Origin of the sequence: Lentibacillus daqui, assembly GCF_027186265.1 — a bacterium.
GTDB lineage: Bacteria > Bacillota > Bacilli > Bacillales > Amphibacillaceae > Lentibacillus_C > Lentibacillus_C daqui.
Genome location: NZ_CP114176.1, coordinates 3,701,955 through 3,721,671, shown reverse-complemented (window position 1 = coordinate 3,721,671; position 19,717 = coordinate 3,701,955). Strand labels below are relative to the sequence as shown.

Genomic DNA, 19,717 nt, shown 5'->3' with positions numbered 1-19,717 from the left:
CAATGTTCCTCATTCAATTAAATCCACCTATCATTATGACGAGTTGCTTATGTGCATGATAGTAATTCATTTTACATATGATATGGGTAGAATGAAGGAGTTGAATGTATGGACTATTATGATAATCAACCCCCGCCGCCAAACCGAAATAAAAAAAGGCGGAGCTGGTTACCCGTTCTATTAGGTATTGTCATCGGGATTGTTGTGGTGATTGTTGCCATGCCATCATTAATGAAAACAGGAATTGTACCCGATAGATGGACACAACAGGCGGAGCAACATCATAATCAAAACCAGAAGCCTAATCCGGGTGATGGGACAGCCGAAAATAATTATGTAAATGTTGATGTAACCACCCAGTTAACCAATATTGTGGAAAAGGTTAGCCCAGCTGTGGTCGGTGTTTCCAACATCCAGCGGGAGGGAAACTTTTGGGATCAGCAAGGCGAAGAAAGTGAGGCAGCTACCGGATCCGGTGTTATTTATAAAAAGCAGGATGGATATGCCTATGCAATTACCAACCACCATGTTGTAGAGGGTGCCGATGACTTGGAAGTGGTTCTATCGGACGAAACACATTTAAAAGCCGAGCTGCTTGGAAGTGATTTATTTTCTGACTTGGCTGTCTTACGGATGAAGGATGACAAAGTGGATGGAGTCATTGAAATGGGTTCATCTGACAATGTTAAAGTTGGTGAGCCAGCCATTGCAATAGGAAATCCCCTTGGTATGCGTTTTTCCGGATCAGTTACCCAAGGTGTGATTAGCGGGAAGCAACGGACTATTCCACAGGATTTTAATCAGGATGGCCGGCCTGATTGGCAGGCAGAAGTGCTCCAGACCGATGCTGCGATCAATCCGGGAAATAGTGGTGGTGCACTCATTAATATTGAAGGCCAACTAATAGGCATTAATTCCATGAAAATCAATCAAACAGCTGTCGAGGGAATTGGTTTTGCGATCCCGATTGATTCTGCCAGGCCAATAGTCAATGAATTGGCGAAAAACGGAAAAGTGGTCAGACCATACTTGGGTGTTGAAATTTACTCCTTGGAAGAAGTCCCGCAATCCGAGTGGAAAAACACCTTGAAGTTGCCAAAAGAGGTTAAAGGTGGCGTCTATATCTGGAATATCGAGCCATTATCTCCTGCAGATGAAGCAGGTCTAAAACGCTTGGATGTTATCACCGAACTTGATGGCAAAGCTGTGGATAACATGATTGATTTGCGAAAGATATTGTACCGGGAAAAGAAAATTGGTGATACTGTGGATGTGACGTATTACCGGAATGGGAAGCAACATAATACATCGATTAAATTGACTGAGAAATAAAGAAAAGCAAAAAGTGCCCGTACCCAGTTAGTGGCGTAACGGCTAAATTGACGCACCTACGTATCGAATGATATGGATTATGACGTATTCGCTATTGCGGAAGATAAAAAAGAACTGCTCTGTTTTTGCTGAAGCAGTTCTTTTTTTGATCGATAAGAACGTTTGTGCACATGTGGACAAAATTGTGGATAACTTGTTGTTTGCCTGTTATTTACATGTTCATAATTATAAATTAGGAATACACGATGGGATTTTCTTATACTTTTTTTGGGACATGCAGCCAAATGACAGCCAGTAACACGAGCATGACGATATCCAGCCGGGCCTCAAATAAGAAGGATAGCAAGCCGCGATTAGTGGTCAAAGTCGGAATTTTAGTAAGAAAGATGGCACCAAGCATAATGATAATGAGTGGTGTGGCTGCCTGCTTTACATAAAGGCGGATGACAATCAACGTGCCGCACACGATCTCAGTAATCGCCACAAGAAATAAAAATGAGTTCGGAAATGGCAGCGCCAGATTACTAAAGAAAACCTGGAAATTATCGTCAACCAGTTTCATGATCCCGGATGTAATAAATACATAACCGATCATATAACAAACCCAATGGAATAATGGCAGTCTCCTCATGATTATCCCTCCAATTTAAACGTACTTTATGTATATGCAAAAAATGAGGCAACCTTGACAAGCATTTTATGTTTATTGGTTTTTGGATAAAACTAGCTGATACTTGGCTGAAAGTTCAGGTGTTACTGTCAATATGGGAGGAGAAGTGATTGATATATTCGTATCCCTGGTCGATAATTTGGCCGATGTGGTTGATACAGATGTGAATTTGGTCGATAGCTGGGCACAAGCGGTTGATACGGATGTACCCTTGGTTGATATGTCCTAGGAAGTGGTCGATAACCCGCGGCCACGGTTGATATCCCCTATTATGCGGTCGATAAGCTGATACACCTGGTTGATGTCTAACCCAATTTTGGCCAATATTGTTATATTTTAAGTTGAATTGATCATTAAATGTGCAACCGGTCCCGAGTAATAATTTTTACTAGTATAAGTCTCTAAAAATGCGTCCCTATTGCTAATTGACATGGCAACGCTTATAATCCTTGTAGACATTCATTTTTTATAAAGGATGTGCCATATTGATTAGACAATTTTTCTCCTATTATAAACCACATCGTCGGCTATTTTTGATAGATTTTTCCTGCGCAGTCATTGTCGCGCTGTTAGAACTCGCTTTTCCGGTGGCGGTGCAATCATTTATTGATAAACTCCTGCCCAGCGGGAACTGGAACCTGATCGTACTTGTCAGTATCAGCCTTTTGCTTGTTTATTTACTTAGTACTTTTTTACAATATGTTGTCACGTATTGGGGTCACAAACTTGGTGTGAACATTGAAACCGACATGCGGCAGCAATTATTTAATCATGTACAAAAGCAATCATTTCGCTTTTTTGATAATACCAAGACAGGACACATTATGAGCCGGATTACCAATGATTTATTTGATATTGGCGAACTTGCCCACCATGGCCCGGAGGATTTTTTCATAGCGATGATGACTTTTGTTGGTGCCTTTCTGCTGATGTTTAACATTAACTTTCAGTTGGCCGTTATCATTTTAATCATAGTTCCGATATTAATATGGCTGATCGCGTACAGTAATATAAAAATGAGCAAGGCTTGGCGTAAGATGTATTATGATATTGCCAACGTCAATGCCCGCGTTGAAGATGCTATTTCCGGGGTACGGGTGGTTCAGTCGTTTACTAATGAAGGCTTTGAAATGGATCGGTTTACCAAGGATAATTACAGCTTTCGTAAAGCAAAAATTGGTGCTTATAAGGTAATGGCTTTTGTCAATTCCAATATTTATATGATGATGCGCTTTATCATTTTGGTCGTCTTGGTTGTTGGCGCATGGCTGACTTTTAACGGACGGATGGAAATGGGTGAATTAGTTGCATTTGTGTTATTTACGAATGTATTGTTCAAACCAATTGAAAAAATAAGTGCCTTACTTGAGTTATATCCAAAAGGTATGGCTGGTTTTAAACGGTTTACAGATATGTTGAAGGTCTCCCCCGATGTAACCGATCAAAAAGGTGCACAAACTGTTTCCCATTTAAAGGGAGATATCTTCTTTGATCGGGTAACATTTGGCTATGAAAAAACACAAGCACCGGTATTAAAATCACTAAGCTTTGTCATTAATGCAGGGGAAACAGTTGCTTTTGTCGGGCCATCCGGTGCAGGAAAAACAACGATCAGCTCGCTTATCCCCCGTTTTTACGATGTTGATAGCGGTCGAATCGTGATTGATGGCCTGGATATCCGTGATATGACCAAAGAATCCTTAAGAAACCAGGTTGGTATTGTCCAGCAAGATGTATTTCTATTTACCGGAACACTACGGGAAAATATTGCTTATGGAAAACTCAATGCGACGATGGAAGAAATTGAGCTAGCTGCTAAACGGGCTCATATGGAGGAATTTATTAATGACCTCCCGGATGGCTATGAAACTCAAGTTGGTGAACGTGGATTGAAACTGTCAGGCGGTCAAAAACAGCGAATTGCGATTGCCCGGATGTTTCTTAAAAACCCGCCTATACTGATTTTGGATGAAGCAACTTCTGCCTTGGATACGGAGACGGAAATGATTATTCAACAGGCACTAACCGAATTGGCAAAAGATCGAACAACCATTGTTATCGCCCATCGTTTAGCCACAATTAAAAATGCGGATCGTATTATGGTCGTTACCAAAAATGGCATTGAAGAGGAAGGAAATCATGATCAACTATTACAACGCCAAGGCATATTTGCCCATCTCCATCGCGTGCAGATGTAGCAAGCAAATAGTAATATTAATCGTAAACCATGAATAAGATACGGGAAGGAATGCAGCGGTTGAAAAATCCGTCGGTCACAACACATGGTGACGGATGTTTTTTCAAGTTTTAGCATTGTTGTTTGTGGATAAACATATATAATCAGGTTTTTTCCACAAACTTATGCACAAAAACCTGTGGATAATCTGTGCATAAACATTTTGAAGAATGACATCAACCTGGAAAAAGAGGGAAAGGAGAATTACAAATGGAACGGTTAAGTGAAGAACAAATTGCAAAAGAGCTGGAACAATTGCCCAAGTGGAAACGGTTAGATGAAAAGTGGGTTGCCAGGAAATATCACTTTAAAAACTTTTTGGCCGGGGTTCGTTTTGTGGATCAAGTTGCTGAGTACGCAGAAAGCAAGAATCATCATCCCTTTATTGCAATTGATTATAAAGCGGTTACCCTCAAGATCACCTCTTGGCGGGCAAAGGGGCTTACCGATTTAGACTTTGAAATGATTCACCATTTTGATCAGTTATTTGAACGGGCGGAGAAGTAACCATGTGAATGCGACGAATGGAATGTGTAAAAAATAACCCGGGGAATTTGTCGATATTTCCCGGGAAATGATGAAATAAAAGGCTTATCAGTTAGCGAACTTTTAAAACCATACGGATAGTTTGCAACAAGTGTCCGTCAAAAACCTCCTCGAACTCAGAGATAATTTTAAATCCTTTTGCCTCGTAAAAATGTTTGCCAATATCGTTGTCCTTTTCCACACTAATAAAAACTTCTTTCGCGTCAGGTTGCAGTTTCAATCCTTCATGCAGTAAATCCGTTCCAATGCTAAGACCTTGATGTTCTGGCAAAATATATATTGCCCCCAGTTCTGTCTGGCCAATATCATTAACGGGAGAAAAATTCGCAAAGCCAACGATCTCCCCATTCACTTCTGCAATAAGAAATAAAGAACTTTTTAGGCGATGTTTCATTTGCTCATCACTATATGCCGTCTTCAGGAAATTATTCTGTATATCAGCAGGAATGATTCCATCATACGTACTGTTCCAACTTGTTTTGGCAACATGCTGCACCTGTGAAATCTCATCGGTTTTCATTGTACGGATCCGATTATGCATGTACCCTTAACCTCCCCCGAAATTTTCTACGAGTATACCATGATCCCGAAATTTTTTCATAAGCCAATACATCCAGAATGAAGGTGGTTCCTAACAGTGGCTGCTGACCACTAATGGTGCTAATTGTTTTTCGTAAAGCATGCTGCCATTTCTAGCCCGGGAAATAATGATAAGAATGATTTCTGATGGCCAACATACACGGATACCGGAAATGATAACTATTATGACTTTTGTAATTGCCGTAAGAATGGAACGTCAGGTCAGAAACATCGGTTATTTTCCGGGAAATAACCAAACTGGTGCAAAGATGTAATTCATCCAAACAAAACATCACTCATCTCGTCTTACATTTTTAAAACAGACAAAAGCAAACAACGCTGCCGCCAGCATCCAAATCGTTCCAACTACAATTGGCATCCAGGAATGTGTTTCCTCCATATCAATAAGTTGCGGAATCGGGAAGTAATCGGTAATTTTCATGGTTAATCCGTCTTCGGGTAAGCCAAAAAAATTAATCATGGGGGTAAAACCAAAAATAAACATAATCGGCATTAAATACACGGTTGTAATACCCACGGATTTGACGAACAGTCCAACGCCGATTCCAAGAAACAGGAAAAAGAAAAACAATAATACTAAACCAATGACTGCCTTTACATGTAAAAATGGTTCCATGCCCATGATCGATAGTGAAATCAATAGGCTAATGACAGTCATTAATGTCGTGACAAGGCTTTTGCCAATAATGATATCCATAAAGGATGCCGGTGATAGAATGAGTCCGCGCAACGTTTTCTTTTCGTTTTCTTCAGCCATCAACATCATCATACAGCCTGACGTTACCGCTGAATAGGTGGTACCCACGACTAAATAGGTGACCATCAATGGTATTTCTTCCCCATTTCCTTCCCCCATTCGGCTATAGAATAATGCCAAAACAATAGGGAGTATTGGCATGAAAAAGAGCATGGAATTTTTCATAAAATCTTTGATATCCTTTTCAAATATGGCTTGTATCCGCTGCGTGTTCATTTATACCAGCTCCTTTCCGGTGACTTTCAGGAAAATCTGTCCCAATGTCGGGTTATCCGTATGCATCGTTTTGACGCGACCATCCTTGATTAATTGGGCGATTTTGTCGGCATTTGCTTCACTATTGTCAATTACCAATCGTTCCCCGCTAAATGTTTCCACGTGGAAGGCATGGGTTGAATATTTGTACCTTAGTGTTTCGGGTGCATCAATTTCCTGCAGTTTTCCCTGGTGTAAAAAAGCTACCCTGTCACATAATGCATTTGCTTCTTCCATGTCATGGGTGTTGACGAAGATAGTTGTACCTGCTTCATTCAACGTTTGTAACCCCCGGTGGATATGTGCAGAATTGCCTGGATCCAATGCTGACGTAGGCTCATCCAGAAAAACCAGTTTTGGCTGATGGATTAGCGCTTTTGCCAGCAAGACGCGCTGTTTCATCCCTTTAGACAGTTTGGAGACTTGTTTTTCCCTCTCATCTTGCATATTCACCTGTTCCAACATGACATCAATCTACTTGAGGGGTGTATTGTATAACCTACAGAACAGTTTTAGATTATCGTAAACAGTTAGCCGTTCATATAAGGCACTATTATCCGATAAGATCCCAATTTGTGATTTAAAATTTGCTGATTGAAACTTTTCCGATCCCTTTCCAAGCACTTGGATCTCCCCTGCCGTTTTACCAAGCTCTCCAGTCAATATTTTGATCATGGTCGTTTTTCCAGCACCACTTGGTCCAAGCAAACCAAAAATTTCTCCTTGTTTTACATCAAAACTGACATCGACAAGTGCCGTTTTTTTGCTGAATGTCTTGTTCAAATTCCTGACTTGGATGATATATTCCATATTAAACTCCTCCCTTGCTGAACTGTTTTCATCATACGGTGTTTGAACCGTAAGTGCAGTCATATCAAGGTGAGTTGTGTGGATTTTCAGCTGAATGGTACCTATTTTAGGTTGAAAATTTCCTGGATAGCTTGTATTTTTGTCCGTGATAAAGGAATAGTTGATTGAACCTTGTTATCGATCCTTAACGAATATGTATTCTTTGACCATGTGATAATTTCCCTGACCTTTTGCAGGTTGACAATGTATGAACGATGGCATCGGTAAAACCCATATAGTTCCAATTTCTGTTCTATTTCTGTCAAGGTCGAGTCCAGCGCAAAGGATTCATTATTAATCACGATAGAAGATTTCCCATCCTGGCTTTCGATGTAATCAATTTCAGTTGGATCAAACAAGATGACTTTATCGTCGACTTTGGCCGGAACTTTGAACATCTTTTCTACGGTGAGACTGATGGGTGTTTCTTCAGCTGCCTTTTGTTCTTCTTGTGTTTCAGTTTCCAATTCATGTAAGCCCTGATCCTGCAGACGGTAGGCAATATCACCAAGCAACAGGGCATGCTCCATGTTGGATACCAATAAAAGCACCTGCTTGCTTTCTTGTGCCATTTGCTTGAGCATTTTGATGAAGGTATTGATGGTAAGGACGTCAACACCGTGAATCGGTTCCCGAAAAACATTTAAATTTGCACCTGCCATATAGTGCTTGGCATAAAAAACCCGGCGGATTTCTGATGTACTACATTTCCGTAATGCCGTTTTTGCACAGTTTGTCAGCTGGAACATCACTAAAATTTCCGCAAGTGGTGTTTGGCAATTAAACCATTGATGGAAGAATTTGATATTCCCCTGAACAGTGAGTCGTTCGTACAATCCTTCTTGATAATCAAATAATTTCACATCGTGGTTTTCCCTCAGCACTTTAACCAGCTCTGCCTGCAAATCAATATCGCTATAGATCGCTGTCGCCTGGGAACTGTCAATGTTAATAGAAAATTTAGGTAATTTATGGTTCGCTGTTGTCTCCTGATCTATTTTCAAAGTAGTCATGGACATTCTCCTATCGAATGATAGCTGTTTTCCGGTTCATTCGGTTAAAGTATGGCATAAAAATATCCAACCCGCCATACCCAATTCGTCGTATGCACGGATTGAAATTAAATTTTTCAGATATGCTACTCTAAGCCAAACCAATCGTCACCAGAAAGTCATCAATCTTGCCATGGAACCGTTTAACTCCATCAACATAATAAAAGGAAATTGCCAAATCACCTTCAGCATTTTCTGGTGAATAAATGTATATATCCTTTTCCAAGGCAAGTGCCAGGCCTAGCTCAGTATGACTCCCTTTGCCGGCGGGGAGCAGCAAAATAAATATATCGCATGCGGCAATAGCACGTTTTTCTGCCTCGCCAATTACCTTTAATGTTTTCATATCTATTGCTTGCTGATTGATGGTCCAGTCATAGGTGTGCTTGTACCCTTTTACAGTTAGTTTTAAGGCAACATATCGAACCAATTCCTTGTTGGCGAAGCTGGATGCAATATAAAAATTCACTCCAGAGGTTCCCCGCTTTCTTCACTTTCATCGGTTGGCACATGTTCTTCACTTGTTTCATGTTGTTGCTTCATCTCTTCTGTTTGCCATTCGTCTGCCAACATGCCATAAACAACATGATCCACATAATGGTCATACAGCCATTCCGTTTGTCTGAGCAATCCTTCTTCAACAAATCCCAACCGTTCAGGGATTGCCCGGCTTTTTTGGTTTTCATATGCAGCGCGAATATCGATTCGGTTTAACGCTAACTCGGTAAAACCGTGTTCAACCAGCGCACGACAAGATCGAGTCATAATCCCTTTTCCCTGAAAGCTGTCTGCCAGCCAATAACCGATATATCCGATTCGGTTAGTCCAGTCGAAGCTGTTAAAGCTGACCGTACCAGCAAGTTGTCCGCGATACATAACAGCAGCCGTCAGTCCAGTTTTTTCACTGTATTGTTGTAAGGTATATTCGATGAATGCACGGGAATCGTCAACTGTTTCTGTTTTATCGACCCAACTAAGCCATTTCCGTAAATTGTCCCGGAATTGATCGGTCAGGCTGAATAACGCTTCCGCATCGGTTAATACCAGTAATTTTAACGTGATCTCTTCATCGACTTCTTGATAAAACATGGCAAGCACATCCTTATCTCATTACTAGTAGTAATATTGTATCACAAAATTCAGTTACTAATTGTCCTAATTTATTATATGGCAGAACCGGGATAAAAGAGAACTACTTGGGTAAAATAAAGCTAAAAGAGGTGACCTTTATGGGTTTAAGCAATATTGGCATTCCCGGTTTAATTCTTATCGTTATATTAGCGCTTATTATTTTTGGACCGAAGAAACTCCCGGAAATTGGCAAAGCGGCGGGTCAGACGTTACATGAATTTAAATCCTCCGCTAATGAGTTGATTAGCGATAGTGATGATAAATCCAAAGAAACAAGCGAAAGCACAAAATCACCAAAGGAATAAGACATGCAGAAGAGAAGGCAGATTGCTTTCTCTTTTTCATTATAGTAGAGGATGTTTAAAAGCCCAAAAACAATGATATTTTAAAAATGGAGATGATACCTCAAAAAGACACTATCCTCTTGAATAAATTATAAAACCATTAGGACTACCCTTGTCATTCATTCCGATTAATAGAAGTAGTCGGTAAGTTGTAATTTCTACTCAATATGCTAGTACTTGTTATTCATTTTTAAAAAGTTATTTAAACCTGACACGATCTGACAGTATCTTCATTTTAAATCTATTATACTTGTTTAAAATTAGTAGACAAAACCGGTTACTACTTATTTGAGCAACTTGAAAAGGCTGTTGTTGGTAAGTGTTGATGGAAGTATCAGTTTTATAATTCATCTGAAGGAGGCGTTATATAATAAGCTATCAATGCTAAATAGGTTTAAACATAATATACAAGGAGGATACAAATGAGAAGAGGAATATGGGGAAAAGTTATTTCATTTTTAGCTATTGTTTTATTCATAACTATCAATCCAATAACAGGACATGCGGGTGAAGGAATAAATTCCGATGATCCGCCAACTACTGGATTTGAGGATAGGGATGGCGATGGTTGGACAACGCTTGATGAAGAAGCTAAATTTTTGGAGAAGGTTTCTGAGTTATCGGATCGAGTGACATATGAACAGATTGGAAATTCTGGGGAAGGTTGGCCAATTTATATGGCAAAAGTAGGCTATCCGGAGGTTCCATCAGATGAAGAAATAGCGGATGGCCGAAATGTATTGATTATGGGTACGCCACACGGGAATGAACCCGCTGGACGTGAAATGACATTGAAGACATTGCGGAACCTGGCATTCAGCGATGATCAAGAAACCATTGATATGTTAAGTAAATCTACTATTTTGTTTGTCCCAACGCCAAACCCGGATGGCAGACAGTCGAATACCCGTGGAAATGCTTCGGGAATTGATAACAATCGGGACCATTTAAAATTGGAAACACCCGAAATTCAGGTGATTGCCGAGATGATGAATACATTTAAACCAGATATCACTGTTGATGCCCATGAACGTCCGCGAGACTACGGTGATCCAGATGTGGAAATGTTATGGCCACGTAATCTGAATGTTGATGAAAAATTACGTGACCTCAATATAGAGATGGTAGAGGATTACTTATTTCCAGATGTAGAGGAAGCCGGATTCACAACCGGGGAATACGGAACACCGCCGGGATCTGGAAGTGGATCGGAACGTATTTTGCGTAATATGGGTGGACTGCGGCATGGGCTTTCCTTACTGATCGAAACCCCGGGTAAAGCAGAACCTAATTCCCGTGTGGATATGCATATGGCCACGATAGAGTCTGTGCTGAATTTTTATCAGGAACGTTATACGGATGTAGTAGATGTGGTAACAGAAGCACCGAAGCATAAGGAAAAGGCCGGGGCAAACCAGGAAACCTTCTATTTAGATGGGACCCATGGCTGGGATGAAGCAGATTGGGTTGCGTTGGACCCAGCACCAAGCGGTTATTTGCTTGATAATGAACAGGCTAAGGATATCGACCGGCATATTCGACTATTTTCGTTGGAGACGGAAAACTTCGAAGACAATGGTGGCGTGTATCTATCGATGGAGCAGCCAATGATGACAGTTATCCCACTCCTGATTGATGAAGGTGCTCCAAATCATCAAATAGAGGGGTTGGCACTGTACGATAGTACCAATCCTGGCTCCGCAGAAAATATGAAAAAACAGGTAGAACATTTTGAAAATCAAGGGGACTTTGATAGTGATCAAGCCGCGCGTACATTAAAAGAGCATTTAACCGCGATTGATCGATTTGAAAAACAAGATGATGCAGATAAAGTAGCCAAGCATTTGACCAGTCTTGGGAAATTACTAGACCATCAATATAGCGATGAGCTACTTACGGAAACAGCATTCGATAATCTCCGAGCATATACAGATTATTTACTGGAAAAATGGGAGGTTTCCATTTGATGCTATTAAAAGTATGACTCATGTTGTAGCAATAAAATATTACTAAATGAGGATGATGCTAATGGTTGGATAGAAAATGGTAACGTTTCATTTGAAGTTTAACATACCCATATAGCACGTTTACAACATGCTGTATGGGTATATCATTACAAGAACGATTGCAATCAGTAGGAACTATCAAGCAATTTTTTGTATTTATACCTTGTTTTAACAAGTTGTCATAAATCTTCAAAAGCGAATCAAACATACGGTAGTACTTAACCATCATTCATAACATTGATAACTTAGTACCCAACTTCAACAGCCGCATTGACGATATACATCTGATCATTCTTATCCTGCTTGTCCTCCAGAAAAATCCCGCTGGTTGTAGCCATTCCGCCAACAACAACTTCTACAGTAACCGTGCCATATGGAATCTTTGCTTTAATTTTTTCGACATCCACTTTATCCTGGTCAGCCGGCACTGCCAACTTCACATTTACTTTCATATTGTCGAGCTTTTCATCAGGCAACATTTTGGCAATACCCGGCATGGAATTGTAATGAATCGCATCCTGTACCGCCCGTTGTGATGCGATTGTTACATCCTGCCCATGTACATCAATACCTGTCCCGGTTTGAATGAATAAGAGTTGTTGCAAAGTAGTTCCTTCCCTTCTTGGGTTGTTTTGTATTTATTTTCCCATGATATACCTCATACAAACACAGATTAGGTTGGCATGCAATATTTTAGTAAATTAACAAGGGGACTAAAAAGGGATAAAATCCCGATTATAGGGTGAGAGAGAAAGAGAAGTAGTTAGACATCTCCCCTATCTCTATTCCAAGTTTTTTGTATTGCTTTAAGAATTGGTCGATTCCCCTCCATCCACATGCAATACTTGCCCCGTTACCAGTTGGGAATCATCAGAGGCAAGATAGACAAAAGTCGGGGCGAGTTCAAACGGCTGTCCCATACGGTTGAATAGGTTATTCCCATGCAAGGCATTTTCATCAGATGAGAAGCTCGCGGGAATAAGCGGTGTCCATATTCTCCCAGGTGCAATAGCATTTACCCGAATCCCTTGATCAGCAAGACTTTTGGCAAGTGACCGTGTCCATCCAACAATAGCCCCTTTGGTTGCCGAATAGTCAATTAGCTGTGGTTCTCCGGCATAAGTAACGACGGATGTTGTACCAATGATGGAGCTTCCCGGTTTTAAATGCGGTAAAGCGGCTCTGGTAATATAAAAATGGGCGTAAATATTAACTTTAAATGTTTCATCAAATTGCTCATCTGTAATATCAAGCAGACTATTTTGTTGAAATTGAATGCCAACATGATTACAGAGAATGTCCAGCCCGCCAAATGTGTTAACTGTCTGATCCACGATGGTTTTACATTGTTGTTTTTCCCTTAGATCTCCAGGTAACAGGAGACACCTTTGACCAAGCTCCTCTATCCTATTTTTGGTACGTTCGGCATCATTATGTTCATCTAAATATGCGATAGCTACATTTGCCCCTTCTTTTGCAAACGCAATTGCTGCCGCTGCACCCATTCCGCTGTCTCCTCCGGTTATTAAAGCTATCTTGTTCTTCAGTTTTCCGCTCCCTTTATAGTTAGGGTTTTCGATAATTGGTTTAGGAACCATAAGGTCTTCGTATCCGGGTTGCCTTAGCTGACGTTGTTCCGGATTAGCTAACGGTACTTCTTCATAACGTGTTATTTTGCCGTAATTTGGATATAAGGGATATGGTTTTGTTTGTTTATTTTCCGCAAACCATCTTTGATATGCCCGTATCTCACGTAATTCATCCTCTGTGTAAATTTGATCATTATTGTTTGAAGGCCTTTCTTGATTATGCAACTGTACAACCTCCCTTTGATGTTTATCCTATGTAATGTATGACTGGGCGATCGTTTATGTGCATGCGGGATTGTGCCATGATGGACCTGCTCCAACCCTCATCGTTTTACGTAGAATGCTGCAGGGAGGTGTCACGATTGCGTATGGAATTTAACCCTAAGGTAAAATGGCTGCTGGTTAACCAATCGGATGAAAAAGTAAACATGAATTATCTTCAATCTAATTGGTCCATGCCTGTTATCGTAAAAAGACCACCATACTACACAAATCCGCGTTATGAGCCGTACTATCCACTTGTTAAGAGATGGGAATGATGCAAAGTATAATGAAAGGGAGTATAAGTTAGATAGCATGATTACATTTTAGTGGTTCAGCATATAAAAACAGGGTCGAAACGGAAATGCCAACTTCTGCCCTGTTTTATTTATTATATTAGTCACAATTCCTTTAACCCCTGAGCTGATAACAAAAAGACAATCTTGACATTGTTCTTTTGTATGTCAAACTAGTTATAAACAAGATTGCTTTATAAGACGATGGAATAATTTTTACGGATAAAGACTGTATGCTTCATCACTTATTTCAACAGGAAAAGGAAGAAACGGATATATGAATATTACCATTGTTGCAGTTGGTAAATTAAAAGAGAAATACCTGAAGCAAGGGATCCAGGAATATTTGAAGCGGTTGGGTGCCTATGCCAAAGTTAGTATTGTGGAAGTAGCGGATGAAAAGGCTCCGGAAAATATGAGTGATGCGGAAATGGAAGAAGTAAAGCGGAAAGAAGGTGAACGTATTCTCGGACATATCAAGCCGGATACGTTTGTCATTACACTTGAAATCAATGGGAAAATGCTGAACTCGGAGCAGTTTGCAGCTAAAATGGACGAGCTTGCTACGTATGGAAGGAGTAAGGTAGCGTTTGTTATTGGGGGATCGCTTGGGCTCAGTGATGCGGTGCAGAAGCGGAGTGATTTGGCATTGTCATTTTCCAAGATGACGTTCCCACATCAGGTGATGAGGTTGGTATTGTTGGAGCAGGTTTATCGGGGGTTTAGGATTATTAGAGGGGAACCGTACCATAAGTGAATAGTATAGATTGAACTATTTAAAAAACCGATGACAATGGATAAAGTAGAAAATGATCAATAAGGAACGCATCCACTACTAACAGGCTCCATCTGAAAAAAGCCGAAAACTGTCCCAAGGTATTTTTTGTTTAAAATAGTAAGGCGGTGTATAATAATTATGAGTAAAAGAAAGAAATGAGGTAGATCAAATGGTCCAATCAATCAATACAAAAGTCGATTTAGTTATTGATGCAACCTCACATATAAGAATTTCAGATTATGGTAAAATTATGATTGGAGACAAAGGATTTGAATTCTTCAATAATCGTGATGCTCGTAAATTTATTCAAATTCCTTGGGAAGAAGTTGATTACGTGATTGCTTCAGTTTTGTTCAAAGGGAAATGGATCCCGCGTTATGCTATCCAAACGAAGCGGAATGGGACATATTCATTTTCTTCTAAAGATCCAAAAAAGGTCTTTCGAGCCATTCGCGAATACGTTGATCCAAATCATATGGTCCAATCATTAAGTTTCTTTGATGTAATCAAACGCAATTTCAAGAGTATATTTAAAAGGTAAGGATTTTACATTCAAGACAGGTTGGAACTTGTCTTTTTTTGTTGGGTCATCTTCATAATTGTCAAACCAACTGTTACAGAGAGGGGACAAATAACCTATTTTATTGAAAGAGAATAACCGGTGTGTTAAGATAATTTACGGAAGCTCGTAAAGTGATTCGGAAGCTGATTTATATAACGCTGTGTATTAAAGTCCTTTCAAAAAATCAAATAATTACGTGTTACTGATTCGATCAGGCATGAGTAAAAAGAAGTGATTAAACAAAGAACAAGGGTCCTTCTATACCCTGCCTTTATTTAATTCTACTAATCTATTTTTTACTCATGCCTTTTTTATTGTTTTTTAACCAACCATGTAATCGCTTTAGAAGAGTTTGAAAAATACTACTTTGGGAGCTTACCATGTTTATTTTAAGCCTTAACAATCATAAGAGGAGGTAAAAAGATGGTAGGAATTATCATTGCCAGTCACGGTGAATTTGCTAATGGTATTTTGCAATCTGGATCAATGATCTTTGGAGAACAAGAAAATGTGAAGGCAATTACATTAATGCCAAGCGAAGGACCTGATGATGTAAAGGCAAAAATGAAAGAAGCAATCGCCTCTTTCGACAATCAAGATGAAGTATTATTCTTAGTCGATCTTTGGGGTGGAACTCCTTTTAACCAAGCCAACAGCTTGATAGAAGAACCCAAAGATAAATGGGCAATCGTTGCTGGTTTGAACTTAGCAATGTTGATCGAAGCTTATGCATCGCGTCTTTCAATGAACACAGCGCATGAAATCGCTGCACATATTCTCGGTACAGCTAAAGAAGCGGTTAAAGTAAAACCTGAAGAATTAGAGCCCGCAGATTCTGCTGCAGATACTGCTCAACCATCAAATGCAGGTGCTCCTGGTAAATTTGAATACGTGTTAGCGCGTATTGACTCTCGTTTACTTCATGGACAAGTAGCAACATCCTGGACGAAAAGTACACAGCCTACACGTATCATCGTTGTATCTGATGAAGTAGCGAAGGATGAACTCCGTAAGAAATTAATCCAACAGGCTGCTCCTTCAGGTGTAAAAGCACATGTTGTTCCTATCTATAAAATGATCGAACTAGCTAAAGATGATCAACACTTTGGTGGCCAGCGCGCGTTACTTCTTTTTGAAAACCCGCAAGATGCGCTTAGGGCGGTTGAAGGCGGTGTTCCACTGGAGACAATCAACGTTGGTTCCATGGCACACTCACCTGGTAAAGTTCAACCGAATAAGGTGTTGGCCTTTAGCCAAGATGATATTGATGCTTTCAATAAGTTAAAAGAAGCTGGTCTGAGCTTCGATGTACGCAAAGTTCCAAACGATTCACAAGGCGACATGGATGAAATTATTAAAAGGGCTCAAGCGGAGTTAGACAAACGGAAGCGATCCTAATTATCAGAAAAAGGGAGATTAATAATTATGGATTTAAATATTATTCAAATAATATTAATTGTTATCGTAGCATTTTTGGCTGGTATGGAAGGAGTATTGGATGAATTCCATTTCCATCAGCCAATTATTGCTTGTACATTAATCGGATTAGTTACGGGAGATTTAGCGGCATGCCTTGTTTTAGGTGGTACCCTGCAATTTCTCGCTTTAGGTTGGGCAAATATCGGAGCTGCCGTAGCACCAGACGCTGCATTAGCATCTGTTGCATCTGCAATTATTTTAGTTTTAGGTGGTCAAGGTGAAGCCGGCGTGTCATCTGCAATCGCGATCGCAGTTCCACTTGCAGTTGCAGGTTTATTATTGACAATCATCGTCCGTACGATTGCAACAGGAATAGTACACTTGATGGATGCCGCAGCCAAGGAAGGAAACCTTCGAAAAATAGATTTTTGGCATATTGTTGGTATCTGCCTGCAGGGGTTACGTATTGCAATCCCCGCCGCATTGATTGTGGCTATTGGCGCAGGTCCGGTTAAAGAGTTACTTCAAGCTATGCCAGACTGGTTGACAGACGGTTTGGCAATCGGTGGTGGGATGGTAGTAGCTGTTGGTTATGCAATGGTTATTAACATGATGGCTACAAAAGAAGTATGGCCATTCTTTGCGATTGGTTTCGTATTGGCAACTATTCCTGACATTACCTTATTAGGTCTTGGCGGTATCGGTTTATCGCTTGCACTTATCTATTTAGCACTTACGAAACAAGGCGGTTCAGGTAATGGTGGAAACGGAAATACTGGCGATCCATTAGGCGATATTATTGATAACTACTAAAAGAAGGAGGAGGATATAAGTTGGCACAGGAATTGAAATTATCAAGAAGAGATCGTGTTTCTATTTGGTGGCGTTCCACGTTCCTTCAAGGTTCTTGGAACTATGAACGTATGCAAAACGGTGGTTGGGCATTTTCCATGATTCCCGCGATCAAAAGATTATATAAAACAAAAGAAGACCGTGCTGCTGCACTGCAACGTCACTTGGAGTTTTTTAATACGCATCCATATGTAGCTTCACCTATTATGGGTGTAACTTTAGCGCTCGAAGAAGAACGTGCAAACGGCGCGCCGGTTGACAACAAAGCAATTCAAGGTGTTAAAGTCGGTATGATGGGACCATTGGCGGGTATTGGGGATCCAACTTTCTGGTTTACGGTTAAACCAATCCTTGGTGCATTGGCGGCTTCTCTGGCTATGACTGGCAACATACTTGGACCCATTCTTTACTTCGTTTTATGGAATCTCATTCGTATGGGATTCATGTGGTATACACAAGAACTTGGCTACAAGGCTGGTTCCAAAATTACGGATGACTTATCTGGCGGATTACTTCAGGATATTACGAAAGGTGCTGCAATACTAGGTATGTTCATCCTTGGTGCATTAGTCAATCGTTGGGTAGATGTAACATTTACGCCGACGGTATCCAAGGTGAAACTTGACGAAGGTGCATATATTGATTGGGATAAGTTACCTTCTGGAGCTGCAGGAATTAAAAGTGCATTGGAACAGCAAGCTGACGGTCGGTCATTGAGCAAATATGATGTAACCACATTACAAGACAACTTGGACAGCTTAATTCCTGGTTTGGCTGGATTGTTGCTAACACTTCTTTGTATGTGGCTACTTAGGAAGAAAGTCTCTCCAATTATGATGATTCTTGGGTTGTTCGTGGTCGGTATTGTCTTCCACCTCATACACTTGATGTAATCAGTAAAGACGCTTATTCAGGGTTTTTTTTCAAAGATTAACTATGAGCCCGGCGTAATAATGTATACAAATAAAGAAGTGCCTCCGGTATGATAAACCTATCAATTTAAGGAGGTGCTTCTTTATATAAAGATATTGCATATAAATATATTTTTAGGAGGTCGCTATGCTTACTATCGGTTATATTGGAAATGGGAAAAGCACGAACAGATATCACCTGCCGTTCGTACTGCAAAGAGAGAATATAAAGGTAAAAACAATTTATCGGAGAAATCCTGAACATGACAGCTGGGATAAGGTTGCAGGAATAAATTATACTTCCGACTTAGATGAATTATTAAACGACAAGGACATTCAACTCATTGTGGTTTGCACAAAACATGACAGCCACTATGAATACGCAAAACTAGTATTGGAACATAATAAAAACTGTTTGGTAGAGAAGCCTTTTATGGAAAATTCAGGGCAGGCAAAAGAAATATTTGCATTGGCGAAAGAGAAAGGATTAATTGTTCAGGCGTATCAAAATAGACGTTTCGATAGTGATTTTTTAACCGTTCAAAAGGTCATAGAAGAAGGGAAAATAGGGGACTTGCTGGAAGTGGAAATGCATTTTGACTATTACCGCCCCGAAGTACCCGAGTCTGCCCACTCTTTTGATCCCGCTTCGTCATTCTTATATGCACATGGCTGCCATACACTGGATCAGGTCATCAGTTACTTCGGCAAGCCGGATCATATACATTACGATGTAAGGCAATTATTAGGACAAGGGAGAATGAATGACTATTTCGATTTGGATTTATACTTTGGTAGATTAAAGGTATCTGTAAAATCCAGTTATTTTAGACTTAAAGAAAGACCGAGCTTCGTCGTTTATGGCAAAAATGGGTGCTTTGTGAAACAAACCAAAGATCGTCAGGAGGAACATTTAAAGTTGTTTTACATGCCTGATAACAAAGATTTTGGTATAGATACAATAAAACATTATGGTGTACTGACATATATTGATGAAGAAGGTACAATCCACGAAGAAAAAGTGAAATCTGTAAATGGCGATTATGGAAGAGTGTATGATGACTTATATAAAGCCGTCATAAATGGTCAAGATAAAACCATTACAGATGAACAGACACTGCTGCAAATGGAAATGTTGGAAAGGGGAATTGAAAACTTAAAGTAGATGGGCGAGGCTGATTCTATAATAGATGTTCTTGATACATGCACGGATGAAACGAATCATTCTTTGACATTTATTTTGAAATTTTTAAAGTGCAAATGCTTATGGA

Annotated in this window: 22 protein-coding genes and 1 pseudogene; 14 read left to right on the top strand and 9 right to left on the bottom strand. The window is 40.0% G+C overall.

Features of this window, described 5'->3' with window-relative positions:
- Positions 1 to 108: 108 nt before the first annotated feature.
- A complete protein-coding gene (locus tag O2S85_RS18505) occupies positions 109 to 1,332 on the top strand; it encodes a S1C family serine protease (protein WP_269410749.1) in 1,224 nt (407 codons plus the stop codon).
- Between the two features lie 256 nt (positions 1,333 to 1,588).
- Here the strand turns inward: O2S85_RS18505 and O2S85_RS18500 are convergent, their stop codons facing one another.
- Positions 1,589 to 1,963 (bottom strand): DoxX family protein, encoded by a 375-nt coding sequence (locus O2S85_RS18500; RefSeq protein WP_269410748.1) that lies wholly within the window; start codon positions 1,961 to 1,963, stop codon positions 1,589 to 1,591.
- A gap of 103 nt (positions 1,964 to 2,066) precedes the next feature.
- Between O2S85_RS18500 and O2S85_RS18495 the strand changes: the two genes are divergently transcribed.
- The 3 genes from O2S85_RS18495 (at position 2,067) to O2S85_RS18485 (ending at position 4,745) form a co-directional block, all read left to right on the top strand.
- Positions 2,067 to 2,231, top strand: a complete 165-nt coding sequence (locus O2S85_RS18495) for a hypothetical protein (protein WP_269410747.1) — start codon at positions 2,067 to 2,069, stop codon at positions 2,229 to 2,231.
- Positions 2,232 to 2,487: 256 nt separating this feature from the next.
- Positions 2,488 to 4,200 carry an ABC transporter ATP-binding protein gene (locus O2S85_RS18490; protein WP_269410746.1) on the top strand — a complete coding sequence of 571 codons (1,713 nt, stop codon included), beginning with the start codon at positions 2,488 to 2,490 and terminating at the stop codon, positions 4,198 to 4,200.
- Positions 4,201 to 4,448: 248 nt separating this feature from the next.
- On the top strand, positions 4,449 to 4,745 hold the full coding sequence (locus O2S85_RS18485) for a 4a-hydroxytetrahydrobiopterin dehydratase (RefSeq protein WP_269410745.1): 297 nt from the start codon (positions 4,449 to 4,451) through the stop codon (positions 4,743 to 4,745).
- A 91-nt stretch (positions 4,746 to 4,836) separates the two neighbouring features.
- Here O2S85_RS18485 and O2S85_RS18480 read toward each other — a convergent pair whose 3' ends face one another.
- A complete protein-coding gene (locus O2S85_RS18480) occupies positions 4,837 to 5,325 on the bottom strand; it encodes a GNAT family N-acetyltransferase (RefSeq protein WP_269410744.1) in 489 nt (162 codons plus the stop codon).
- A 139-nt stretch (positions 5,326 to 5,464) separates the two neighbouring features.
- Between O2S85_RS18480 and O2S85_RS18475 the strand changes: the two genes are divergently transcribed.
- Positions 5,465 to 5,638 (top strand): hypothetical protein, encoded by a 174-nt coding sequence (locus O2S85_RS18475; protein WP_269410743.1) that lies wholly within the window; start codon positions 5,465 to 5,467, stop codon positions 5,636 to 5,638.
- Positions 5,639 to 5,655: 17 nt separating this feature from the next.
- On the opposite strand, the gene O2S85_RS18470 is transcribed toward O2S85_RS18475, so the two are convergent.
- The 5 genes and pseudogenes from O2S85_RS18470 to O2S85_RS18450 form a co-directional block, all read right to left on the bottom strand.
- Positions 5,656 to 6,357 carry an ABC transporter permease gene (locus O2S85_RS18470; protein WP_269410742.1) on the bottom strand — a complete coding sequence of 234 codons (702 nt, stop codon included), beginning with the start codon at positions 6,355 to 6,357 and terminating at the stop codon, positions 5,656 to 5,658.
- Positions 6,358 to 7,206, bottom strand: a pseudogene (locus O2S85_RS18465) (ABC transporter ATP-binding protein). It abuts the gene before it with no gap.
- 101 nt (positions 7,207 to 7,307) lie between these two features.
- Positions 7,308 to 8,258 (bottom strand): response regulator transcription factor, encoded by a 951-nt coding sequence (locus tag O2S85_RS18460; protein ID WP_269410741.1) that lies wholly within the window; start codon positions 8,256 to 8,258, stop codon positions 7,308 to 7,310.
- 130 nt (positions 8,259 to 8,388) lie between these two features.
- Positions 8,389 to 8,766, bottom strand: coding sequence for a nucleoside 2-deoxyribosyltransferase (locus O2S85_RS18455; RefSeq protein ID WP_269410740.1), 378 nt, complete (start codon positions 8,764 to 8,766; stop codon positions 8,389 to 8,391).
- Positions 8,763 to 9,386 (bottom strand): GNAT family N-acetyltransferase, encoded by a 624-nt coding sequence (locus tag O2S85_RS18450; RefSeq protein WP_269410739.1) that lies wholly within the window; start codon positions 9,384 to 9,386, stop codon positions 8,763 to 8,765. The genes O2S85_RS18455 and O2S85_RS18450 overlap by 4 nt, the downstream gene beginning before the upstream one ends.
- A 140-nt stretch (positions 9,387 to 9,526) precedes the next feature.
- On the opposite strand from O2S85_RS18450, the gene tatA reads away from it, so the two are divergent.
- Together tatA and O2S85_RS18440 are read left to right on the top strand one after the other, a co-directional pair.
- Positions 9,527 to 9,733, top strand: a complete 207-nt coding sequence (tatA, locus tag O2S85_RS18445; RefSeq protein ID WP_269410738.1) for a twin-arginine translocase TatA/TatE family subunit — start codon at positions 9,527 to 9,529, stop codon at positions 9,731 to 9,733.
- A 461-nt stretch (positions 9,734 to 10,194) separates the two neighbouring features.
- Positions 10,195 to 11,739: a M14 family metallopeptidase gene (locus O2S85_RS18440; protein ID WP_269410737.1), complete on the top strand. Its 1,545-nt coding sequence runs from the start codon at positions 10,195 to 10,197 to the stop codon at positions 11,737 to 11,739.
- Positions 11,740 to 12,023: 284 nt separating this feature from the next.
- On the opposite strand, the gene O2S85_RS18435 is transcribed toward O2S85_RS18440, so the two are convergent.
- Entirely contained in the window at positions 12,024 to 12,383 is a 360-nt protein-coding gene (locus O2S85_RS18435; RefSeq protein ID WP_269410736.1) for a Lin0512 family protein, read from the bottom strand.
- Between the two features lie 201 nt (positions 12,384 to 12,584).
- Entirely contained in the window at positions 12,585 to 13,526 is a 942-nt protein-coding gene (locus O2S85_RS18430) for an SDR family oxidoreductase (protein WP_439649467.1), read from the bottom strand.
- Positions 13,527 to 13,729: 203 nt separating this feature from the next.
- Here O2S85_RS18430 and O2S85_RS18425 point away from each other — a divergent pair, with 203 nt between their 5' ends.
- From O2S85_RS18425 to O2S85_RS18395, 7 genes are all read left to right on the top strand, one after another.
- Entirely contained in the window at positions 13,730 to 13,906 is a 177-nt protein-coding gene (locus tag O2S85_RS18425; protein ID WP_269410734.1) for a hypothetical protein, read from the top strand.
- Positions 13,907 to 14,201: 295 nt separating this feature from the next.
- Entirely contained in the window at positions 14,202 to 14,681 is a 480-nt protein-coding gene (gene rlmH / locus O2S85_RS18420) for a 23S rRNA (pseudouridine(1915)-N(3))-methyltransferase RlmH (RefSeq protein WP_269410733.1), read from the top strand.
- A gap of 190 nt (positions 14,682 to 14,871) precedes the next feature.
- Positions 14,872 to 15,243 (top strand): DUF956 family protein, encoded by a 372-nt coding sequence (locus tag O2S85_RS18415; protein ID WP_269410732.1) that lies wholly within the window; start codon positions 14,872 to 14,874, stop codon positions 15,241 to 15,243.
- A gap of 444 nt (positions 15,244 to 15,687) precedes the next feature.
- Positions 15,688 to 16,662, top strand: coding sequence for a mannose/fructose/sorbose PTS transporter subunit IIA (locus tag O2S85_RS18410; RefSeq protein WP_269410731.1), 975 nt, complete (start codon positions 15,688 to 15,690; stop codon positions 16,660 to 16,662).
- Between the two features lie 27 nt (positions 16,663 to 16,689).
- Positions 16,690 to 17,496 (top strand): PTS mannose/fructose/sorbose transporter subunit IIC, encoded by an 807-nt coding sequence (locus tag O2S85_RS18405; RefSeq protein WP_269410730.1) that lies wholly within the window; start codon positions 16,690 to 16,692, stop codon positions 17,494 to 17,496.
- Between the two features lie 20 nt (positions 17,497 to 17,516).
- Positions 17,517 to 18,428 (top strand): PTS system mannose/fructose/sorbose family transporter subunit IID, encoded by a 912-nt coding sequence (locus tag O2S85_RS18400; RefSeq protein ID WP_269410729.1) that lies wholly within the window; start codon positions 17,517 to 17,519, stop codon positions 18,426 to 18,428.
- A 166-nt stretch (positions 18,429 to 18,594) separates the two neighbouring features.
- Complete coding sequence (locus O2S85_RS18395) at positions 18,595 to 19,611, top strand: oxidoreductase (RefSeq protein WP_269410728.1); 1,017 nt, start codon at positions 18,595 to 18,597, stop codon at positions 19,609 to 19,611.
- Positions 19,612 to 19,717: the final 106 nt, after the last annotated feature.

Coding starts and splice junctions, on each gene's coding strand:
- O2S85_RS18505 (WP_269410749.1), top strand. CDS start 109: ATGGACTATTATGATAATCAACCCCCGCCGCCAAACCGAAATAAAAAA.
- O2S85_RS18500 (WP_269410748.1), bottom strand. CDS start 1,963: ATGAGGAGACTGCCATTATTCCATTGGGTTTGTTATATGATCGGTTAT.
- O2S85_RS18485 (WP_269410745.1), top strand. CDS start 4,449: ATGGAACGGTTAAGTGAAGAACAAATTGCAAAAGAGCTGGAACAATTG.
- O2S85_RS18480 (WP_269410744.1), bottom strand. CDS start 5,325: ATGCATAATCGGATCCGTACAATGAAAACCGATGAGATTTCACAGGTG.
- O2S85_RS18475 (WP_269410743.1), top strand. CDS start 5,465: ATGCTGCCATTTCTAGCCCGGGAAATAATGATAAGAATGATTTCTGAT.
- O2S85_RS18470 (WP_269410742.1), bottom strand. CDS start 6,357: ATGAACACGCAGCGGATACAAGCCATATTTGAAAAGGATATCAAAGAT.
- O2S85_RS18460 (WP_269410741.1), bottom strand. CDS start 8,258: ATGACTACTTTGAAAATAGATCAGGAGACAACAGCGAACCATAAATTA.
- O2S85_RS18450 (WP_269410739.1), bottom strand. CDS start 9,386: ATGTTTTATCAAGAAGTCGATGAAGAGATCACGTTAAAATTACTGGTA.
- tatA (WP_269410738.1), top strand. CDS start 9,527: ATGGGTTTAAGCAATATTGGCATTCCCGGTTTAATTCTTATCGTTATA.
- O2S85_RS18440 (WP_269410737.1), top strand. CDS start 10,195: ATGAGAAGAGGAATATGGGGAAAAGTTATTTCATTTTTAGCTATTGTT.
- rlmH (WP_269410733.1), top strand. CDS start 14,202: ATGAATATTACCATTGTTGCAGTTGGTAAATTAAAAGAGAAATACCTG.
- O2S85_RS18415 (WP_269410732.1), top strand. CDS start 14,872: ATGGTCCAATCAATCAATACAAAAGTCGATTTAGTTATTGATGCAACC.
- O2S85_RS18410 (WP_269410731.1), top strand. CDS start 15,688: ATGGTAGGAATTATCATTGCCAGTCACGGTGAATTTGCTAATGGTATT.
- O2S85_RS18405 (WP_269410730.1), top strand. CDS start 16,690: ATGGATTTAAATATTATTCAAATAATATTAATTGTTATCGTAGCATTT.
- O2S85_RS18395 (WP_269410728.1), top strand. CDS start 18,595: ATGCTTACTATCGGTTATATTGGAAATGGGAAAAGCACGAACAGATAT.